The 19,595-nt window shown below is 71.6% G+C and carries 19 protein-coding genes and 4 pseudogenes; 16 read left to right on the top strand and 7 right to left on the bottom strand.

The features are described 5' to 3' along the window. The first annotated feature begins 180 nt into the window (after positions 1-180). On the top strand, positions 181-2,058 hold the full coding sequence (locus KKZ08_RS32935) for a transketolase (RefSeq protein ID WP_223777901.1): 1,878 nt from the start codon (positions 181-183) through the stop codon (positions 2,056-2,058). A 24-nt stretch (positions 2,059-2,082) separates the two neighbouring features. On the opposite strand, the gene KKZ08_RS32940 is transcribed toward KKZ08_RS32935, so the two are convergent. Then, on the bottom strand, positions 2,083-2,643 hold the full coding sequence (locus KKZ08_RS32940; RefSeq protein WP_223777902.1) for a hypothetical protein: 561 nt from the start codon (positions 2,641-2,643) through the stop codon (positions 2,083-2,085). Positions 2,644-2,908: 265 nt separating this feature from the next. On the opposite strand from KKZ08_RS32940, the pseudogene ligD reads away from it, so the two are divergent. The 12 genes and pseudogenes from ligD to KKZ08_RS33000 form a co-directional block, all read left to right on the top strand. Then, positions 2,909-3,843 (top strand): annotated as a pseudogene (gene ligD / locus KKZ08_RS32945) (non-homologous end-joining DNA ligase). A gap of 80 nt (positions 3,844-3,923) precedes the next feature. Next, positions 3,924-4,253 (top strand): gas vesicle protein, encoded by a 330-nt coding sequence (locus KKZ08_RS32950; protein ID WP_223777903.1) that lies wholly within the window; start codon positions 3,924-3,926, stop codon positions 4,251-4,253. 57 nt (positions 4,254-4,310) lie between these two features. Beyond that, positions 4,311-4,742 (top strand): gas vesicle structural protein GvpA, encoded by a 432-nt coding sequence (locus tag KKZ08_RS32955; RefSeq protein WP_223777904.1) that lies wholly within the window; start codon positions 4,311-4,313, stop codon positions 4,740-4,742. Next, on the top strand, positions 4,739-5,479 hold the full coding sequence (locus tag KKZ08_RS32960) for a GvpL/GvpF family gas vesicle protein (RefSeq protein WP_223777905.1): 741 nt from the start codon (positions 4,739-4,741) through the stop codon (positions 5,477-5,479). Before KKZ08_RS32955 ends, KKZ08_RS32960 begins: the two co-directional genes overlap by 4 nt. Before the next feature lie 22 nt (positions 5,480-5,501). Next, positions 5,502-5,747: a gas vesicle protein GvpG gene (locus tag KKZ08_RS32965; protein ID WP_223777906.1), complete on the top strand. Its 246-nt coding sequence runs from the start codon at positions 5,502-5,504 to the stop codon at positions 5,745-5,747. After that, positions 5,744-6,514 carry a DNA primase gene (locus KKZ08_RS32970; protein WP_223777907.1) on the top strand — a complete coding sequence of 257 codons (771 nt, stop codon included), beginning with the start codon at positions 5,744-5,746 and terminating at the stop codon, positions 6,512-6,514. Before KKZ08_RS32965 ends, KKZ08_RS32970 begins: the two co-directional genes overlap by 4 nt. Beyond that, positions 6,507-7,691 carry an SRPBCC family protein gene (locus KKZ08_RS32975; RefSeq protein WP_223777908.1) on the top strand — a complete coding sequence of 395 codons (1,185 nt, stop codon included), beginning with the start codon at positions 6,507-6,509 and terminating at the stop codon, positions 7,689-7,691. The genes KKZ08_RS32970 and KKZ08_RS32975 overlap by 8 nt, the downstream gene beginning before the upstream one ends. Continuing rightward, positions 7,688-8,044 (top strand): gas vesicle protein, encoded by a 357-nt coding sequence (locus KKZ08_RS32980; RefSeq protein WP_223777909.1) that lies wholly within the window; start codon positions 7,688-7,690, stop codon positions 8,042-8,044. The genes KKZ08_RS32975 and KKZ08_RS32980 overlap by 4 nt, the downstream gene beginning before the upstream one ends. Then, the gene (locus KKZ08_RS32985) at positions 8,028-8,867 is read left to right on the top strand and encodes a GvpL/GvpF family gas vesicle protein (protein WP_223777910.1); all 840 of its coding nucleotides are present in this window, start codon (positions 8,028-8,030) and stop codon (positions 8,865-8,867) included. The genes KKZ08_RS32980 and KKZ08_RS32985 overlap by 17 nt, the downstream gene beginning before the upstream one ends. Further along, positions 8,864-9,052, top strand: coding sequence for a gas vesicle protein (locus tag KKZ08_RS32990; RefSeq protein ID WP_223777911.1), 189 nt, complete (start codon positions 8,864-8,866; stop codon positions 9,050-9,052). Before KKZ08_RS32985 ends, KKZ08_RS32990 begins: the two co-directional genes overlap by 4 nt. 96 nt (positions 9,053-9,148) lie before the next feature. Next, positions 9,149-9,412 carry a gas vesicle protein K gene (locus KKZ08_RS32995; RefSeq protein ID WP_320591881.1) on the top strand — a complete coding sequence of 88 codons (264 nt, stop codon included), beginning with the start codon at positions 9,149-9,151 and terminating at the stop codon, positions 9,410-9,412. A 101-nt stretch (positions 9,413-9,513) separates the two neighbouring features. After that, positions 9,514-10,016: pseudogene (locus tag KKZ08_RS33000) on the top strand (IS5 family transposase); the annotation flags it as partial. 111 nt (positions 10,017-10,127) lie between these two features. Here the strand turns inward: KKZ08_RS33000 and KKZ08_RS33005 are convergent. Further along, positions 10,128-11,027 (bottom strand): hypothetical protein, encoded by a 900-nt coding sequence (locus KKZ08_RS33005; protein WP_223777913.1) that lies wholly within the window; start codon positions 11,025-11,027, stop codon positions 10,128-10,130. Between the two features lie 357 nt (positions 11,028-11,384). Between KKZ08_RS33005 and KKZ08_RS33010 the strand changes: the two genes are divergently transcribed. Both KKZ08_RS33010 and KKZ08_RS33015 read left to right on the top strand, forming a co-directional pair. Then, positions 11,385-11,525, top strand: a complete 141-nt coding sequence (locus KKZ08_RS33010) for a hypothetical protein (protein ID WP_223777914.1) — start codon at positions 11,385-11,387, stop codon at positions 11,523-11,525. 12 nt (positions 11,526-11,537) lie between these two features. Then, a complete protein-coding gene (locus KKZ08_RS33015) occupies positions 11,538-11,972 on the top strand; it encodes a hypothetical protein (RefSeq protein WP_223777915.1) in 435 nt (144 codons plus the stop codon). Positions 11,973-13,051: 1,079 nt separating this feature from the next. On the opposite strand, the pseudogene KKZ08_RS33020 reads toward KKZ08_RS33015, so the two are convergent. The 5 genes and pseudogenes from KKZ08_RS33020 to KKZ08_RS33040 form a co-directional block, all read right to left on the bottom strand. Next, positions 13,052-14,005: pseudogene (locus tag KKZ08_RS33020) on the bottom strand (AarF/ABC1/UbiB kinase family protein); the annotation flags it as partial. 17 nt (positions 14,006-14,022) lie between these two features. Beyond that, positions 14,023-14,238 (bottom strand): EF-hand domain-containing protein, encoded by a 216-nt coding sequence (locus tag KKZ08_RS33025; protein WP_223777916.1) that lies wholly within the window; start codon positions 14,236-14,238, stop codon positions 14,023-14,025. 173 nt (positions 14,239-14,411) lie between these two features. Beyond that, positions 14,412-15,092, bottom strand: coding sequence for a polyprenyl diphosphate synthase (gene uppS, locus KKZ08_RS33030; protein WP_223777917.1), 681 nt, complete (start codon positions 15,090-15,092; stop codon positions 14,412-14,414). Positions 15,093-15,331: 239 nt separating this feature from the next. Next, positions 15,332-16,141, bottom strand: a complete 810-nt coding sequence (locus KKZ08_RS33035; protein WP_223777918.1) for a methyltransferase domain-containing protein — start codon at positions 16,139-16,141, stop codon at positions 15,332-15,334. Between the two features lie 130 nt (positions 16,142-16,271). Next, positions 16,272-17,785: pseudogene (locus tag KKZ08_RS33040) on the bottom strand (phosphatase PAP2 family protein). Positions 17,786-17,873: 88 nt separating this feature from the next. On the opposite strand from KKZ08_RS33040, the gene KKZ08_RS33045 reads away from it, so the two are divergent. Beyond that, complete coding sequence (locus KKZ08_RS33045; RefSeq protein ID WP_223777919.1) at positions 17,874-19,502, top strand: ATP-binding cassette domain-containing protein; 1,629 nt, start codon at positions 17,874-17,876, stop codon at positions 19,500-19,502. Positions 19,503-19,595: the final 93 nt, after the last annotated feature.

A 19,595-nucleotide genomic window follows, 5' to 3' on the forward strand; every position in this document is an offset into this window, starting at 1 on the left:
GCCCCGGGCCCCCGCGCCTGCCCGCCCCCGAGTTTGGTGCCCGCCGGGCCGGGCACGCGGGAGGTTCCGACCTCCCACCTGGGCGGCCACGCCGGGCGAGCGTGTGAGCGCCCCCGCAGACTGGCTCCTGGAGCCGTACCTCCGCGCCCCCGGAGGCCGCCGCACACCAAGGAGACCCCCATGACCAGCAGCGATCTGAAAAGCAGTGAACTGAACAGCGGTGAACTCGCCGCCCTCGCCCAGCAGCTGCGCGTCGACTCGGTCCGTGCCGCGGCCGCCGCCGGCTCCGGGCACCCCACCTCCTCGATGTCCGCAGCCGACCTGATGGCGGTGCTCCTCGGCCGCCACCTCCGCTACGACTTCGACCGCCCCGACCATCCGGGCAACGACCGCTTCATCCTCTCCAAGGGCCACGCCTCACCGCTGCTCTACGCGGCGTACAAGGCGGCCGGCGCCCTCACCGACGACGAACTGCTGACCTTCCGCAAGGAGGGCAGCCGCCTCCAGGGGCATCCGACGCCCCGCGCCCTGCCCTGGGTCGAGGTCGCCACGGGCTCGCTCGGGCAGGGCCTCCCCGTCGCCGTCGGCATGGCGCTCTCGGGCAAGCGGCTCGAACGGATCCCCTACCGCGTCTGGGTGATGTGCGGCGACAGCGAACTGGCCGAGGGCTCCATCTGGGAGGCGGCCGAGCACGCCGGGTTCGAACACCTCGACAACTTGACCGCGATCGTCGACGTCAACCGCCTCGGCCAGCGCGGCCCGACCCGCCACGAGTGGAACCTCAAGGCCTACGCGGACCGCTTCAAGGCCTTCGACTGGCACGTCATCGAGATCGACGGTCACGACGTCGACGCCATCGACCGCGCCTGCCAGGAGGCGGGCTCCACCGCGGGGCAGCCGACCGTGATCCTCGCCCGCACCCGCAAGGGCAAGGGCGTCGCCGCCGTCGAGGACCGCGAGGGCAAGCACGGCAAGCCGCTGCCGGACGCCGACGAGGCCATCGAGGAGCTGGGCGGCGTACGCGAGGTGAGCGTGGAGGTGCGCAAGCCCGCCGCGGCGCGGACCATGCACACGGTGCGCAGCGGCCACCTCGAACTGCCCCGCCACGAGGTGGGCGAGGACATCGCCACCCGCGACGCCTACGGTCAGGCGCTCACCGCGCTGGGCAGCGCGCGCGGCGACGTGGTGGCCGTGGACGGCGAGGTCGGCGACTCCACGCGCACGGAGTACTTCGCCAAGGAACACCCCGAGCGGTACTTCGAGTGCTACATCGCCGAACAGCAGCTCGTGGCCTCCGCCGTCGGCCTCGCGGCGCGCGGCTGGGTGCCGTACGCGACGACGTTCGCGGCGTTCCTCACCCGCGCCCACGACTTCGTACGGATGGCGGCGATCAGCGGTTCGGGCATCAACCTCGTCGGCTCGCACGCGGGCGTCGCGATCGGCGAGGACGGCCCCTCCCAGATGGGCCTGGAGGACCTGGCGCTCTTCCGCGCGGTACACGGCTCCACCGTCCTGTACCCGTGCGACGCCCACCAGACCGGGCGGCTCATCGCCCAGATGGCCGAACTCGACGGCGTGCGCTACCTGCGTACGTCGCGCGGGGCCACGCCCGTCATCTACGGCCCCGGCGAGGAGTTCCCCATCGGCGGCTCCAAGGTCCTGCGCTCCAGCGACGCGGACCGGCTCACGCTCGTCGCCGCCGGCGTGACCCTCCACGAGGCGCTGTCCGCCGCGGAGCTGCTCGAAGGCGAGGGCATCGCGGTGCGCGTCATCGACCTGTACTCCGTCAAGCCCGTCGACCGGCGCACCCTGCGCGAGGCGGCCGAACAGACCGGCTGCCTGGTCACCGTCGAGGACCACCGCGAGGAGGGCGGCCTCGGCGACGCGGTCCTCGACGCGTTCACCGACGGCTCTCCCGTGCCGCGCCTGGTGCGGCTCGCCGTCCGTACGATGCCGGGCTCGGCGTCGCCCGAGGAGCAGCTGCGCGCGGCGGGCATCGACGCCCAGTCGATCGCGGCGGCGGCGCGGCTCCTGGTGGAGGAGGCGGTGGTGCGCTGACACGGCCGCCGGGCGGCGCCGCCGTCAGCGGCGGGGGCGGCGGGCCGCCCTGAACCACGCGTTCGCCGAGGGACGGAACATCAGGGCCACCGCCGCGAGTACGGCCGCCACATGCAGCGCGCGGCTCCCGCCGAACAGCACGTCGACCGCCCCGAGGTCGTGGAAGGCGGCGCCGAGCGCATGCCCGTCGGCGAGCCACCGCACGGGTTCGATCACCAGGGACAGCGTGCCGAGGACGCCGAGCACGCCCGCAAGGGCCAGCCGTGCGCCGTTCCCGCCGCGCCGCATCCGTACCGCGACCAGTACGACCGCCGAGTACACGGCGACGCGCAGCGCGAGGCCGCCCGCGAGGTCACCGGTGGACGCGTCGCCGTCCGTCATCGCCCTGATGACCGCGAGCACCGTCTCGAAGACGCCGGCGGCGACCGCGGTGAGCCAGAGCGCGAAGGCCGCCCTGACCGTGGCGGGCGCCGGCGGCTCGTCGGTTCCCGGCAGCATCCGGGGCAGCGGGCGCGGGTCCTGGGAGCGCGGGCGGGGGCGAGGCAGGTCGGCGTGGCGGGGGCGTGACTCGGGGGCGTGTGTCATGGCGTTGCCTCACTGCGGGGTCGCTGTTGGGTGGCGTGGTCCGGCGGTCGCCGAGCCGGGGTGCGACGACTGTGCGATGCCGTCGATCCTTCCGGGCCGGGCGTCTTGGGACACGCCCGCCGTCCCCCGGATTCCGGGTGGGGCCAGCCACCCTCCCGACCTGGGTGAACACCACCGTGCCCGGGGGGCCAGGGCGACTACCGGGGCGGCCTCTGGGTACCCGCCCGGCCCGTCCGACCTGACGGACCGAGCGAAGGGGACCCCCATGAACGACGCACGGACGGTGCGGGTCGGCCGCCGCGCCGTGGCACTCCACCGGCCGGAGAAGATCCTCTTCCCGGCCCGCGACGCCGACGCCCCGGCCCGCACCGACCCGGGCTACACCAAAGCGGATCTCTTCGACTACTACCGGTCCGTCGCCCCCTTCATGCTGCCCCACCTACGCGGCCGCCCCCTGATGCTGGAACGCCACCCCGACGGCGTCGACGGCCCCCGCTTCATGCAGAAGGACACCCCGGAGCACTACCCGGACTGGATCACCCGCGCCGAGGTCGCCAAGCAGGGCGGCACCGTCACCCACACCGTGTGCGACGACACCGCGACCCTGCTCTTCCTCGCCGACCAGGCCTGCCTGACCCTGCACCGCTGGCTCTCGCGCACCGGCAGGATCGACCACCCCGACCGGCTGGTCTTCGACCTCGACCCCGCCAAGGACGACTTCGGCGCCGTGCGCGACGCGGCCCGGCTGCTCGGTGAACTCCTCGACCACATGGGCCTGTTCTCGGCCCTGATGACGACGGGCTCACGCGGACTGCACGTCGTGGTGCCCCTCAACGGCCACCAAGACTTCGACGACGTACGCGACTTCGCCAAGGACGTCGCCGACACCCTCGCCGCCGCCCACCCCGAGCGGTTCACCACGGCCGCCCGCAAGCGCGCGGCGACCGGCTCTACCTCGACGTGCAGCGCAACGGGTACGCGCAGACCGCCGTCGCCCCCTTCTCCGTACGCGCCGCGCCGGGTGCGCCGGTGGCCGTACCGATCGCCTGGGAGCAGCTCGACGACCCGGCCGTGCACGCCCGCCGCTGGACCATCGAGAACGCCGTGGAGCAGGCCCGCTCCGACCCGTGGGCCGGCGTACCGCGCACCGGACGCGCCCTCGGACCGGCCCGCCGCAAGCTGAGTGCCCTGCGCGGCTGAACACGCCCGTCCCCCGCCGCGGATACGGAACGGCGGGGTTTGGCCAAGGGCCGTCGGGACACACGTACCGGGAGGTGGACATGGCCAATACACCACGTAAGACGACAGACCAGAACCAACAGAACCAAGAGAACGAGCAGAACGAACTGCCGGGTCCGATGGCGGTTCTGCGGGCCGCCCAGACCCAGCTCGCCGAACTCACCGGCATGACGGCCGAATCGGTGTCGTCCTTCGAACGCACCGAGGAGGGCTGGCTGTTGGAGATCGAGGTCCTCGAACTCGCCCGTGTCCCCGACACGATGAGCCTGCTCGCGAGTTACGAGGTGCGGCTCGATCCGCAGGGTGAACTCACCGGTTACCGGCGGGTCCGCCGGTACGAGCGCGGACGTTCGGACCCGCACAAGAAGTAGGAAAAGCAAGACAGCCAGGCAAAGAGAAGCACGGACAAGCAAGGAGGCTCAGTCGGTATGACCGTGGTCCCGGCACAACAGTCCGGCGGCGGAGGCGGCTCCAGCGGCCTGTACGACGTCGTGGAGCTCATCCTCGACCGAGGACTCGTCATCGACGCCTTCGTACGCGTCTCACTCGTCGGCATCGAGATCCTGAAGGTCGACGTCCGTGTCGTCGTCGCGAGCGTCGACACCTATCTGCGTTTCGCCGAGGCGTGCAACCGCCTCGACCTGGAATCCGGGCCGAAGAAGGACCCGGGCCTGCCCGACCTCGTGGGCGAGATCACGGAGTCCGGCGCCAAGGGCAAGTCCAAGGGCGCGCTCTCCGGGGCGGCCGAGACCATCTCGGACGCCTTCAAGCAGTCCCGTGAGGAAGGCCAGCGCCAGACCGAGGACCGTCCGAGGGCCCGGCGTTCCACGACCTCTCGCCGGAAGGAGGAGAAGGAGTGACGACCTACGTCTACGGCATCGCCGCCGCATCCCATCCGGGCCTGCCGGACGGCATGGAAGGCATCGGGAAGCCGGCGTGCCCGGTGCGCATCCTCAAGCAGGGTGACCTCGCCGCGATCGTGAGCGACGCCCCCGAGGACCTCAAGCCCAAGCGGCGTGACCTGCTCGCCCACCAGAACGTGCTGTCGGAGGCGGGCGCCGCGGGTTCCGTACTGCCCATGCGCTTCGGCAGCCTCGCGCCGGACGACGAGACCGTCATCAGCGTGCTCGGAGAGCGGGCCGACCACTACGCGGAGCGGCTGCGCACCCTCGACGGCAGGGTCGAGTACAACGTGAAGGCCTCGCACAACGAACAGGCCGTGCTGCACCAGGTTCTCGCGGAGAACCCGGAGCTGCGCGCCATGGTGGAGGCCAACCGGCGCGAGGGCGGCGGCAGCCACGAGCAGAAGCTGAAGCTCGGCGAGGCGGTCACCTCCGCGGTGCGGGCCCGCGAGGCCAGCGACTCCGTCGAGGTGCGGCGCGCGCTGGAACCGGCGGCCGAAGCGGTCGCCGAGGGCCCTGAGGGCACCGGCTGGCTCGCCAACGTCTCGTTCCTGGTGAGCCGCAAGGCGGCCGACGGCTTCGTCGCCGCGGTGGAGGAACTCAAGTCCACGCAGCCGCACTTGGACCTCAAGGTGCACGGGCCGCTGCCGCCGTACAGCTTCGTCGACCCGGGGCCCGCCGAGCCCGCGGAGTGACAGCAGTGACGGGAGTGACGGTATGGGACTGCTCGGAGAACTGCTCCTGCTGCCCCTGGCCCCGGCCCGCGGCTCCCTCTGGGTGCTGAGGCAGGTGGTCGACGAGGCGGAGCGGCAGTACTACGACCCCTCGGCCATCCGTCGTGAACTCGCCCGGCTCGAGGAACTCCTCGAGTCGGGCGAGATCGACGAGGACGAGTTCGAGCGGGCCGAGGACGAGCTCCTCGACCGGCTGCAACACAGCACAGGACAGGACTTCAGACAATGAACCGAATGGCAATGGGCCTGGCCGTGGGCGCGGGATATGTCCTCGGCCGCACGAAGAAGGCGAAGTTCGCGTTCGCCGTGGGCACGATGGTCGCCGGCAAGAAGCTGAACCTGAGCCCAAAGGCGCTGGGGTCGCTGGTGACCCAACAGCTGGAGAACAACCCGCAGTTCAAGGAGATCGGCGACCAGCTCCGGCAGGATCTGCGGGGCGTGGGCAAGGCGGCCACCGGCTCCCTCCTCAACCGGCAGCTGGAAGGCCTCGCCGACCGGCTGCACGACCGCACCCTCGACGTCCAGGACCGCATCTCCGGTGTGGTGCCGGATGGCGTCAAGGGCGCGACGAGGGATGAGGACGAGGACGACGAGGCGGACGGCGAAGCCGACGCCGAAACAGACCCTGACTTGGACGAGGACAGGGACGAGGATCAGAGCGAGAGCAGGGACGAGGACCGGGGCGAGGACGCGGACGGCGACCCGGACGGCGACCCGGACGGCGAGACGGACAAGAAGCCGTCCGCCCGGAAGCCGGCGTCACGCGCCGCGCGCGGAACCGCCGCGAAGAAGACGGCCGCGAAGAAGGCCCCGGCGAAGAAGACCGCCCAGCAGACCGCCCGGAAGTCCACCCGGGAGACGGGCCGCAAGACGGCCCAGAAGCCCGCGCGCAAGACCGCCTCGAAGACCGCCCAGAACGCGAAGACCGCCCAGAAGAAGACCGCGTCGGCGGCCCGCACGGGCGGCAGGGCGAAGGGAGGCCGCGACCATGGCTGAGTCACCCCTGAAGGACATCGCGCGCAGCCCCGCCGCCGACCGCCTGAAGGAGGAGGCACAGGCCTACCTCATGGCCCAGGTCGAGCGCATGCTCGTCGGCGTGGGCCACCGGCTCGGCGACGCCACCGTCAAGCTGAACGACATCGCGGACGGCAAGAGCCCCGGCTTCGGCAAGCTCGCACTCAACGCGGGCAAGAAGGTCGCCGAGGGCAAGGGACCGGTGCGCGGCGCGCTCGAACTGGGCGGCAGCCACCTCAAGGACAAGGTCACCGACGCCGTCAAGGGCCTCGGCGGCGGCAAGCGCAAGAAGGGCGGCGCGGGCCAGAAGCCCACGGTCATCCTGGAACACGTCGACGTGGGCGTCCCGGTCCGCGAGGCGTACGACCAGTGGACCCAGTACCAGGAGTTCTCCACCTTCGCCAAGGGCGTCAAGAGCGCCACCGTGGCGAGCGACACGGACTCCGACTGGAAGGTGAAGGTCTTCTGGTCCAGCCGCAGTTGGAAGGCGCACACCACCGAACAGGTGCCGGACCAGCGGATCACCTGGACGTCGGAGGGCGCCAAGGGGACCACGAAGGGCGTCGTGACCTTCCACGCGCTCGCGGAGAACCTCACCCGGGTGCTGCTGGTCATCGAGTACTACCCGAAGGGTCTCTTCGAGAAGACCGGCAACATCTGGCGCGCCCAGGGCCGCAGGGCACGCCTGGACCTCAAGCACTTCGCCCGGCACATCTCGCTGCGCGGCGAGGCGAGCGACGGCTGGCGCGGCGAGATCCGCGACGGTGAGGTCGTCCGCAGCCACGAGGACGCCGTGGCCGAGGAGGAGTCCGAAGCGCCCGAGGAGTCCATGGAGCCCGAGGACCGGGACGAGCGCGACGCCGAGGCGGACGCGGACGCCGAGTACGAGGAAGAGGACGGCGAGCCGGAAGAGGAGTTCGAGGACGAGCCGGAGGGCGAATACGACGATGAGGCCGAGGCCGAGGCGGACGAGGAGGCCGAGGGCGAGTACGACGACGACATCGAGGACGAGGACGCCGACGAGGCCGACGAGCGCGAGACAGACGCCGAAGCCGAGGCCGACGCCGACGAGTATGAGGACGAAGTCGACGCCGACGCCGACGAGGACAAGCATCGCGAGTACGCCGATTCGGCCGGTGCCGGACGGGGGCGTCGATGACTTCGTCCGCAGGGGGACTGCCCGGTCCCTACGGCGGCGGTGGCAGCGGGGCCAACCTCGCCGACATCCTCGAACGCGTCCTGGACAAGGGCGTGGTCATCGCCGGCGACATCAAGATCAACTTGCTCGACATCGAACTGCTCACCATCAAGCTGCGCCTCATCGTCGCCTCGGTCGACAAGGCCAAGGAGATGGGCATCGACTGGTGGGAGCAGGACCCGGCGCTGTCGTCCGGCGCGCGCCACAAGGAGCTCTCCCAGGAGAACGCCGAGCTGAGGCGGCGGCTGGAGGAACTGGAGTCCCAGGCAGCCCTGGCCCCCGCCGAGAAGGAGTCACGTGAGCCTCGCGAGTGAGGAACTGCGCTACGTCTACGCGGTATGCCGCCCGCTGGACGCGCCGCTCGCCGCCGACCTGACCGGGGTCGGCGGCGAGCCGCCCCGCCAGCTCGCCCATGAGGGCCTCGTCGCCGTCGTGGGCCCGGTGCCGGAGCGGGACTTCGCGGAGGAGCCGCTGCGCAGGCACCTGGAAGACCTGGACTGGCTCGCCGACACGGCCCGCGCCCACCAGCGGGTGATCGCGGCGCTCACCAGCGTCACCTGCCCGCTGCCGCTGCGGCTCGCGACCGTCTTCCGGGACGACAGCGGCGTACGCACCATGCTCCAGGAGGGCGCGGACCGTTTCCGGCGTGTGCTGGAGCGGATCGACGGATGCGTGGAGTGGGGTGTCAAGGTCCACCTGGAGAGTGAGGATTCGTCGCGCGAGCGGTCCGCCGGGACGTCGGCTCCGGCGCCGGACAAGCCGCGGACGGGCCGCGACTACCTGCGTCAGCGGCGCAGCCGCCAGACGGCCCAGGAGGAGGGCCGGCAGCGGGCCGAGGCCTTCGCCCAGAGTCTGCACGAGAAGCTGGCGCGGCGGGCCGACGACGCCCGGCTGCACGCCCCGCAGAACTCGGCGCTCTCCAAGGCGCCGGGGCAGAACATCCTCAACGCCGCCTATCTGGTGCCCCGCGTGCACTCCGAGGAATTCGTCGAGCTCGTGGACGGGACGAAGGACGAGGAGCGGGAGTCGTCGGGCCTGCGGGTGGAGCTGACGGGACCCTGGGCGGCCTACTCCTTCACCACCGATGACCCGACCGCCGAAGAGCCCGCCGCCGGGGGAACGGAGCGCTCGCGATGACGGTCGTCGAGCACCGGGAGATAGCCCTGGTCGACCTGCTCGACCGCCTCCTCGCGGGCGGGGTCGTCATCACGGGTGACATCACGCTGCGGATCGCGGACGTGGACCTCGTACGCATCGACCTGAACGCCCTGATCAGCTCCGTGAACGAGCAAGTGCCCTCACCGTGGCCGGAATTGGAGTGACCCATGGAGTCCACTGAGCCCGGGCCCGAGCCCAGTGACCTCGCGGACGAGCCTACGCACGCGGAAACGGAAACGGGCCGCGGCAACCGCACCCGCATGGACCTCGACCCGGACACGGTGGAGCGGGACCTGGTGAAGCTGGTCCTGACCATCATCGAGCTCCTGCGGCAGCTCATGGAGCGCCAGGCCGTGCGCCGCTTCGACACCGGTGACCTGACCGAGGACCAGGAGGAGCGCATCGGGTTGACCCTGATGCTCCTGGAGGACCGGATGGCGGAGCTGCGGGACCGGTACGGGCTGCGGGCCGAGGACCTGAATCTGGACCTCGGCCCGCTGGGCCCCCTGCTGCCCCGGGACTGACCGCCGTCCCGCCCAGTACCCCGCCGCATCCCGGGTCCTACGTCCAGCGTCCGCTAGGCAGTGTCTTCAAATGATCATCGCTGGTGGATCATGGTGTCGTGATGCGTCGCCATGAACTGTCCGATGCCGAGTGGGAGTTCGTCCGGCCTCTGCTGCCCGTGTCGTTGCGGGGGCGGAAGCGGCTGGACGACCGGAGGGTCCTGAACGGGATCGTGTGGAAGTTCCGGACCGGGACGGCCTGGCGGGATGTGCCCGAGCGTTACGGTCCGTGGGCCACGCCGCATACGCGTTTTCGCAGGTGGGCGGCGGACGGGACGTTCGAGAGGATGCTGCGGGCCGCGCAGGCGAAGGCGGACGCGGCGGGCGACATCGAGTGGCTGGTGTCCGTCGACTCCACGGTCGTCCGGGCCCACCAGCACGCGGCGGGAGCCCGAAAAGGGGGCTCCGCAACCCGGCCCTCGGCCGGTCCAGAGGCGGTCAGACCAGCAAGATTCACCTGGCCTGTGACGGCAGGGGCCGTCCGCTCGCCTTCGTCGTGACGGGCGGCAACACCAACGACTGCACCCGGTTCACCGCCGTGATGGAAGCGATCCGGGTGCCCCGCCTCAAGCAAGGCGCGGCATCGCCACCCGCTACGACAAGACCGCCCGGTCCTACGAAGCCGCCGTCACCCTCGTATCACTCCTGATGTGGGCGTGACATTGGACGACAGAACCTAGACGGGCTCGGTGCACATGACGTAGAGGTCGATGTTGGAGCTCTCCAGGTTGTCGCTGCCCTGGGCCCACCAGCCGTCGCGTGAGCCGGTCTCGGCCGCCTTGGCGGGGCGGCTGGAGATGAGGCTGGCGATAGGCCCGTTGGCCGAGGCGCCTCCACCGGCGACGACGGTCCCGGCGGGGCATTTGAGCAGGCCGCCGTAGGGGCTTTCGGAGGCGGTGTTGAAGCGGGTGACGGTCAGGGCGTAGACGGGGTCGGTGCAGACCGCGTGGACCACGGCGGTGGTCGTATCCCATCCGGCGGTGCCGAGTGCCCACTGGGTGGGCTGGGCGGTGCCGCTGACCGGGGTGGGATACGACTTGCTCAGCCAGGAGCCAGACCCGATGGCCTCACCTCCTCCACCCAGGGCGACCTTCCCTGCCGGACACGACAATGTGGTCAGCTTGTCGTTGGGTGCAGGCATGGGGGCGCTCTGAACGATCTGGTATCCGCTGGGCGGGTAGGCGCAGACGGCATAGGTCGTCAGGGTCATGTCGGGGGAAACGGTCTTGTAGGCGGACGCCCTCCAGCCGGTGGGCTGGCCGCCCTCGATCAGCGGGGCGCTGCTGACGAGCTGGATGTCGTGGCCCCAGGGGGTGTAACCGAAACCGGCTTCGGCGCCTCCGCCGATCGGGACCTTGCGCTGCGGGCAGCGAACGCTCTGCGTCTGCAGGTCGCTGACCCCGCCGCCCTGTTTGACGATCTCGACGCCGTAGATACGCGATGCCGCGGCGGTGGCTCCGTCCGCGGGTGCCGCCGCTTGCGAGACCGACGCCCCCGGGCCGGCCGAAGCCATCAGCGTGCCGGCCACCACCCCCAGGGCGGCCGCAACGACCCGGGCCCTCTTCAGAATGCGCATGAGACCTCTCTCGACGAGCCTACGGAGATAACGTTCAGTGATTGTGACATTGCTTAACGTGGCTTGATTTCGCGCTGGTGGTACTTCCGCCGGCTCGGGGCGAGGGCCGCCGGCGGCATCACCCCGGAAGACCCTCTCCCGGCGCCCAGCCCCTTCTGGTGGCCTGCCGCTAGAAGAGAAGAGATCATCCGATCAGGTGGGCACGTTTCCGCCACTGAGCAGGATGCGTCCCGGACCGCGGTGGGGGGCCTCCATCCGGCAGACCGGCGGCAGCGCCGGAGGTCGGGGCGGAGTCGTCGACGGCCAGTCACTATCGGCACGGTCACGAAGGGCGCCGGGCACCTCCCCTCCGACCTGGTGGGGCGGCTCCTGCTCCTGGAGGAGGACTGGGTGGCCTGTCGTACCGGTGGCGACGCCTGCCTCGGCGCGGTCACGTTGCACCAGCACCTGGACAGGGCGGGCGTCGGCCGTGCCGCCGACGGTTTCGGAGGCGCGTGATAGTTCTACCGCATGGCCGCATTCAAGGACTTCAACTTCAAGCTCGTCGTGATCGACGCGCTCATGTACCGGCGAGACCTCCTCACGCCCGCCTTCGATCTCGATACCCGCATGCGGGAGCGGGGCATCGACATACCCGCCGTGTACGTACTGGAGAACGACGTCGACGACAAGGTCCTCGACGAGTCGCGCACCTTCTTCGAGGAACTGGAGATCGGCGACAAGCTCCTGGCCGAGGTCGAGACGCTCTGCTTCGACGCCGGCCACGAGATCTACCGGCACTGCGCCCCGGCCTGGGGCGGCGAGGACGACCTCTTCGACATCCACTCCCTCGACGACCTCGCGCTGCTGCCGAACCTGAAGCGCGTCACCGCCGTGGACGACGGCACCCTGGTCGCACCGGGCAAGCGGGAGACCTTCGCGACCCGCGGCATCGAGGCGAGCTGAGAGGCGGACATGACCGGGGGACGAGGAGAAGTCATGCGGTGTGCGTATTGCCGGCGTGAGGTCATGTGTCGGCAGCCGCCGCTCGGCGGCCCGCCCTGCACGGGACAGATCCACGTGCACAGCAACGAGGAGGCATGCTTCCCCAAGCAGGGGGCGGCGAGTTCACGCGCCTGGCCGCCCGGCGGGTGCGGCTGCAGGCCCCGGAACCTGAAGGCACGCGTGACCGACCTGCCTCTTCCTCCCCCACCGCCGCGGGCACGTACGGAACGACTGACCGAGGTCGGCAAGGCATTCCTCGGCCTCGCACCGGGCGCGGGGGTGAACGTCGTCGGACTGGCGGACGGCGCGGGCGTGTGCGTCGTACAGACCGGGCGTGGCGGCGGCAAGGTGTACGTCGCACCGGGCCGGACCGTCCTGTTCGTCCCGTCCGCCATGGACTTCGACACCGGGCTCGCGGCCTTCCTCGGTGGCGCACGCACCCCCGCGAGAGGGTTTGAAGACAGGACTTGGCGTCGGGGGCCCTGCCGCGTCACTCTGTGCACCGCCCACAGCGCGAGCGCCCACTGAGCCGCGGCGCCGTAGCCCCCCAAGGGGCCACGTCCTGCACCGCCGCCGGTACCGTGACAGGGCGAGGGGTCCCCGCGCACGGTGCTCTCCTGGCCGCCGAGCACCCGCAGCGCGGCCCGCGCCTCGTTCATGGCGCTGTCACCGACCGCGAGCAACTCCACGCCCCTGCGGGCCACCTGATCCTGTGACAGGTGCTGCCGGGCCAGTTCGCCCATGACGTCCATCAGCGCTTCCCGGAACACCTCCGTGGCCGACAGGCCCGGGGCCATGCCGCGCACCGTGCCCTCGACGTTGGCCATGGGCTTGCCCAGCATGCCGATCATCGGGTTGGTGTGGATCCCGCGCCGGGCGGCGCAGCGCAGGATCGTGGACAGGGCCGCGCCGAAGTTCATGTCTTCGAGCCGGCTCATGGCCAATCGCGGTACGAGACGGGTGAGATCGGCACGGAAACCCGGCAGGTCCGTGCGCGGGGTCGACCGACCGAGTTCGAGCCAGGCGGCGGCCAGCCCGCGCGCGTCGTTCTGGGCGATGGCGGCGAACGCGAGCGCTCCCAGCGTTCCGGTGTGCCGGTCGACGCGTCCGGCCATTCCCCAGTCGATCAGAGTCGCCCCTGTCCCGGGGTGCGGGAAGACGTTCCCCGGGTGGGGGTCGGCGTGAAAGAAGTGCTCGACGAAGTAGCCCCGGTACATGTACCTGAGGAGTTCCGCGCCCACCCGCTCACGCTGCTCCTCGCACAGGTCGCCCGCCGCCCCCGCACTGAGCGCCCGCCCGGGCGCCACGCTCTGGATCAGCACCCGCCGCCCGGCCCGCCGCACCTCGGGCACCGTGAGGTACGTGAAGCCCTCGGCCGCCTGGCGCCCGGCCTCCATGTGGGCGGCCTCGGCGGTGAAGTCCAGCTCCGGGCGCATGCGGTCGAAGATGCCCTGGAGAACCGCGTCCAGGTCAAGCACCTCCGCCAGCCGGGGAACCGCCCGCCCCGCCATGCGGGCCGCCCGCCGCACCGCCGCCATGTCCGCCCGCATCCGGCCCTCGATCCCGGGCCGCTGCACCTTGAGCACCGCATGGCTGCCGTCGTGCAGTACCACCGGGTACGCCTGCGCCAGGGACGCGGAACCGCAGGGCCGGCCCGTGTCGACCTCGCGGGACAACTGCCGCCAGCCGCGGCCCAGTTCCTGCTCCAGGACCGGCTCGAGAACGGCGAACGGCGCGACCTTCACCGTGCCGTGCAGCCGCTCGAGCTCCGCCGTCAGGGCGCCGGAGACCAGATCCGGCCGGGTGGCGAGCACCTGCTTGACCTTGACGTAGAAGGGCCCCAGCGCCTCCATCGTCTCCCGGATCCGCCGCGCCCGGCGGCGGTGCGCCTCCTCCCTGCCCGCAGCCGCATCGGCTCCGTCCCGCGCCGTGAGCACGTCGTGCGCGAGCAGTCCGGCAAGCCGGACCACATGAACGCCCCGTACCGCCTCCATGACCGCTGCCCCTTGCCTCAGGCCCGCCCCAGCAATCGGGCTCCGGACACATTCGACTCCCGGGCCATGAAGAACGCGGTGAAATCGTCCAGGAGTTCGGAGAGGCTGATCGTGCCGTCCTTGTCGACGTCGAGTTCGTCGAAACCGCGGTCGAGGTCACCGGGGTCGATGCGGCCGACCGAGAACACCGGTCGGCAGCCGTGTCCGTCGCGTGGGCGAAGGCGTACAGGCACAGGATGTGCGGTTGCAGCCGGGCGGGGGCGAGGAGCCGGGTGGCGGCGTAGTAGGGGGGTTCGAGGCGGCGGACCTCGCGGGCGATGTCCCGGTAGGTGTCGCGCACCGGAAGCTCGTGGACTCCGGCGCGGTCCAGCGTGGCCCGGTAGGACGCGGGCGGCAGAGGCCTCATTCAGGCCGCCCCCGCGTATCCGAAGCGGCGCTCGCGCCCGGCGTAGTCGGCCACCGCCTGCCACAGGGCGAAGCGGTCGAAGCCCGGGAAGAGGACGTCGGTGAAGTACAGCTCCGCGTAAGCGCACTGCCACAGCAGGAAGTTGCTGATCCGGTGCTCGCCCGAGGTGCGGATGAGCAGGTCCACATCGGGTACGCCGGGCTGGTACAGCCTGCTGGCCAGTGACGCGACGTCGATGCGGTCCGGGCGCAGCCGTCCGTCGGCGGCGTCCCGTGCCAACTCGGCGGCCGCGCGCAGTAGTTCGTCGCAGGCGCCGTAGTCGACGCAGAAGACCAGGTCCAGGGTCCGGTTGCCCCGGGTGAGCTGTTCGAAGTCGGCGAGGGTACGGCCGAGGGCGGCGGGCACGCGGTCGCGCCGGCCGCACCACAGTTCTCGGTGGAGAACAGATAGAACGACAGGTACCGGACCCCTGCCTCCACGGCACCGTCGATGGTGTCGAGCAGGCGGGGCACGGCGGCGGCGAGCGGCCCACCGGCCATTGCCGTCGACGATCAAGGCCACGTGTGCGGGCACCCGCTCCGGTGCCGGGAGAGGCGGCCGGCCTCTGGACGGATGAGACTCCGATGTCAATGACGGCAATGACGGCAATGACGGCAATGACGGCGATGAGGCACCGGCCATTTTGTTCCACTCTCTTTCGCGCTGCTCCCGGCCTCGTTCGCACCCAGGCCTCCGCACGCTGAATCGCCCCGAATTCAGGCGCGAATTACGTGGAGAAGAGCAGCGGGAAGAGCTGCGGGAAGAGCCGCCGGAAGAGTCGCGATGGAACGCACGCGCGAAATAGGCAGGCCATTTCGCTCATGCGGGGTGAATTTCAGAGTTCCTCCCCACACGGAACTGTCGAAGGAGTAATTGGCGCGTCATTTCCGGCACAGGATCTCGCCGTGGAGCACCACGAACCAGCCGTCCTCCTGGTCGCCCCACGCCCGCCACGCCGCCGCGATGTCCCGCAGCTGTCGTGCGTCCGCGTGGCCGCCCGACAGCGCGCGCTCGGCGTACGAGGAGGCGACGGTGCGGTCCGCCCACAGCTCGCTCCACCAGGCGCGTTCCTCGTCGGAGGAGTAGCACCACGTGGCGGCGCTCGCGGTGATGTCCGTCAAACCGGCCTCCAGGGCCCAGGACTTGAGGCGGCGCCCGGCGTCGGGCTCGCCGCCGTTGGCGCGGGCCACCCGCCGGTAGAGGTCCAGCCAGCCGTCCATGGCCGGCGCGTTCGGGTACCAGGTCATCGCCGCGTAGTCCGCGTCACGGACCGCGATGAGACCGCCCGGCCTGCAGACCCGCCGCATCTCGCTCAGCGCCCGCACCGGGTCGCCCACGTGCTGGAGCACCTGATGGGCGTGGACGACGCAGAAGGTGTCGTCGGGATAGTCGAGGTCGTGCACGTCGGCGACGGCGAACTCCACGTTGGCCAGACCGCGTTCGGCGGCCGTGTCGCGCGCCGTGCCGAGGATGTCGGGCGCGTGGTCCACGCCCGTGACATGGCCGTCCGGGACCAGCTCCGCCAGGTCGGCGGTGATGGTGCCGGGGCCGCAGCCGATGTCGAGGATCTTCATGTGCGGCTTCAGCGAACCGATGAGGTACGCGGCCGAGTTGGCGGCGGTGCGCCAGGTGTGGGAACGCAGGACGGACTCGTGGTGCCCGTGCGTGTAGACGGCGGTCTCCTTCGGCATGGCGGAACTCCTCAAGGTTCGCTGCGTGCTTGCTGCGGTACGCCGAACCGTATGCCGCCATGCCGAAATATGAGACCCGCGTATCATTATGTGGTCAACGTGAGGGCAATCCATGTGGTCAGGCGTGTGGTCAGCCGGTGGTGGGGAGCGGGCGGTACACCGTCAGCGCCTCGGGCAGCTTGTCGAGCACCAACGCGCCCCGCACTTCGGCGACTTCACCGTCGTACGCCACGACTGTGCCGGGGCTGACGCCGTCCACCCGCAGGCCGCGCAGCCGCAGCGCCGCCTGGGCGGGGGAGCGGACCGCCGGACCGGCGAGCGCGGCGGCGAGCAGCCGTGCGCGCGGCCGGTGACCGCCGTGCACGATCCGCAGGTCCAGCAGCCCGTCCGCCATGTCGAGCCGGCGGCCCGGCCCGAGCCCATAGCGGTGGTACGTGCCGTTGCCCGCGAAGAGCAGCCACAACGGCCGCTCGCGCCCACGGAATTCGGCGGTCATCGGCTCCCGAGCGGACCGCGGCACCCGGAGGGCGGCGAGGACGGCCGCGGGCCGGTCGCCGAGACGGTGGGCCCAGCGCTCACGCCCGCGCACGAGTTCCGGATGGACGCCGATGCTGAAGGTGTTGAGGAAGATCCCCTCGGTCCGCTCCCGCGCGGCGGCGAGGCCGTCCCCGTCATCCGGCGAGGTGAAGCGCCCCACGTCGACCGCCACCGCACCGCCCTCCTCCACGGCGCGGCACAGGTCACGCGGCTCCTCCACCCCGATGTCGTACGCGAAGTGGTTCAGGCCGCCGCCCGGCAGCACCGCGAGCGGCAGCCCGTGGCGCAGGGCGACACCGGCCGCGGCGTTGACGCGGCCGTCGCCGCCGCACACCCGAGGGCCCGCGCGCGAGCCGCCGCCTTCTCCAGCTCGGCGGGCATCGCCTCCCGGTCGCAGGTGATGACCTCCGCGAGCGGCAGGGCCTCGCGCAGGGCCTTCGTACGCTCGTCCGCGCGGCCCCGGCCTCGGCGACCAGGACCAGGCCGTCGCCGCCCGGCAGCGCGGGGTGTCGGCGCGCGGCCTGCCGGGCGAGGGCAGCTGGGTGCGGGTCGGCGCGAGGCCGCGCACCGCGAAGGCGGCGCCCGCGCCGAGGGCCGCGCCCGCGAGGACGTCGCTCGGGAAGTGCACGCCGGTGTAGACGCGGGAGAGCGCCACCGCGCCCGCGACGGGCGCGACCCCCGCGCCCCAGCCCCGCGACTCCAGCGCCACCCCGGTCGCGAAGGCCGCGGCGGAGGCGGAGTGGCCCGAGGGGAACGACGTGGTGATGGGCTGCCGCTTCAGCTGCCGGATCAGCGGCACCGAATCGAGCACGGGCCGGGCGCGGCGCACCGAGCGCTTGCCGAGCGTGTTGATGGTCGCGGAGGCCAGCGCGAGCGAGGCGACCCGCGCACGGCGGCGCGGCGGGCCCGCGGCGAGCCGGTCGCCGCGATGGCCCCGGCCGCGGCGAACCACAGCACCCCGTGGTTGGCGCTGCGGCTGAGCCGGGGGAGGAAGCGGTCCGCGCCGGGCCAGTGTCGGGAGGCGACGGCTTCGAAGGCGCGGCAGTCGAGCGCGAGCAGCCTGGCACGCAGACCGTCCTGACGTGGAGCGGAGACATCTGTGGTCATACGGTGCGGGTACCCCGGGGCGGTCGCCGCCACCACCGCGGGGAAACCGGTTTGCCCTCGCGGGTGCCCGGCACGGACAATCCGGCCCATGGGACATCTGGAAGCCGCGCACCTGGAGTACTACTTGCCGGACGGGCGGGCGCTGCTCGGTGATGTCTCCTTCCGGGTCGGCGAGGGCGCCGTCGTCGCCCTGGTCGGGGCCAACGGCGCGGGCAAGACGACCCTTCTGCGGCTGGTCTCCGGCGAGCTGCAGCCGCACGGCGGCAGTGTCACCGTGAGCGGCGGGCTCGGCGTGATGCCGCAGTTCGTGGGTTCCGTGCGGGACGAGAGCACCGTGCGTGACCTGCTGGTCTCGGTCTCCCACCCGCGGATACGGGAAGCCGCGAAGGCGGTGGACGCGGCCGAGCACGCGATCATGACGGTCGACGACGAGGCCGCCCAGATGAGCTACGCCCAGGCGCTCTCCGACTGGGCGGAGGCGCAGGGCTACGAGGCCGAGACGCTGTGGGACATCTGCACCACGGCCGCCCTCGGCATCCCCTACGACAAGGCCCAGTTCCGCGAGGTCCGCACCCTCTCCGGCGGCGAACAGAAACGCCTCGTCCTGGAGGCGCTGCTGCGCGGCTCCGACGAGGTCCTGCTCCTGGACGAGCCGGACAACTACCTCGACGTGCCCGGCAAGCGCTGGCTGGAGGAGCGGCTGCGGGAGACCCGCAAGACCGTGCTCTTCGTCTCCCACGACCGGGAGCTGCTCGCCCGCGCCGCCCAGAAGATCATCAGCGTGGAGCCGAGCCCCGAGGGCGCCGACGCGTGGGTGCACGGCGGCGGCTTCGAGACGTTCCACGAGGCCCGCAAGCAGCGCTTCGCCCGCTTCGAGGAGCTGCGCCGCCGCTGGGACGAGAAGCACGAGCAGCTGAAGAAGCTGGTGCGCACCCTGCGCCAGGCCGCCGACGTCAGCCACGAGATGGCCTCGCGCTACCACGCGGCGCAGACCAGGCTCCGCAAGTTCGAGGAGGCCGGACCGCCGCCCGAGCCGCCGCGCGAGCAGGACATCACGATGCGCCTCCAGGGCGGACGTACCGGCGTACGGGCCGTGACCTGCGAGAACCTTGAGCTCACCGGCCTGATGAAACCCTTCGACCTGGAGGTCTTCTACGGCGAGCGGGTCGCCGTCCTCGGCTCGAACGGCTCCGGCAAGTCGCACTTCCTGCGCCTGCTCGCGGGCGACACCGACAACCCGGTCCCGCACACCGGCCACTGGAAGCTCGGCGCGCGCGTCGTGCCGGGCCACTTCGCGCAGACCCACGCCCACCCCGAGCTGGCCGGCCGCACCCTCCTCGACATCCTGTGGCGCGAGCACGCGCAGGCCCGCGGCGCCGCCATGTCCCGGCTACGGCGCTACGAGCTGACCGGTCAGGCCGAGCAGAAGTTCGAGCGCCTCTCCGGAGGCCAGCAGGCCCGCTTCCAGATCCTCCTCCTGGAGCTGGAGGGCTGCACGGCCCTGCTCCTCGACGAGCCGACCGACAACCTCGACCTGGAGTCCGCGGAGGCTCTCCAGGAGGGCCTCGAAGCCTTCCAGGGCACGGTCCTCGCCGTCACCCACGACCGCTGGTTCGCCCGCTCCTTCGACCGCTACCTGGTCTTCGGCAGCGACGGCCGGGTCCGCGAGACGCCCGAGCCGGTCTGGGACGAGCGCAGGGTGGAGCGCGCCCGCTAGGCGGCCCACGCGCCGCGCGCGCCCGCGCCGGGCGCGGTGCATCCTGGGGTAGTACGCGCCGAGAGGGTACCCGGGGGGCACCGGAGCGACGCG

The sequence above is a fragment of the Streptomyces sp. 135 genome (assembly GCF_020026305.1).
Taxonomy (GTDB): Bacteria; Actinomycetota; Actinomycetes; order Streptomycetales; family Streptomycetaceae; genus Streptomyces.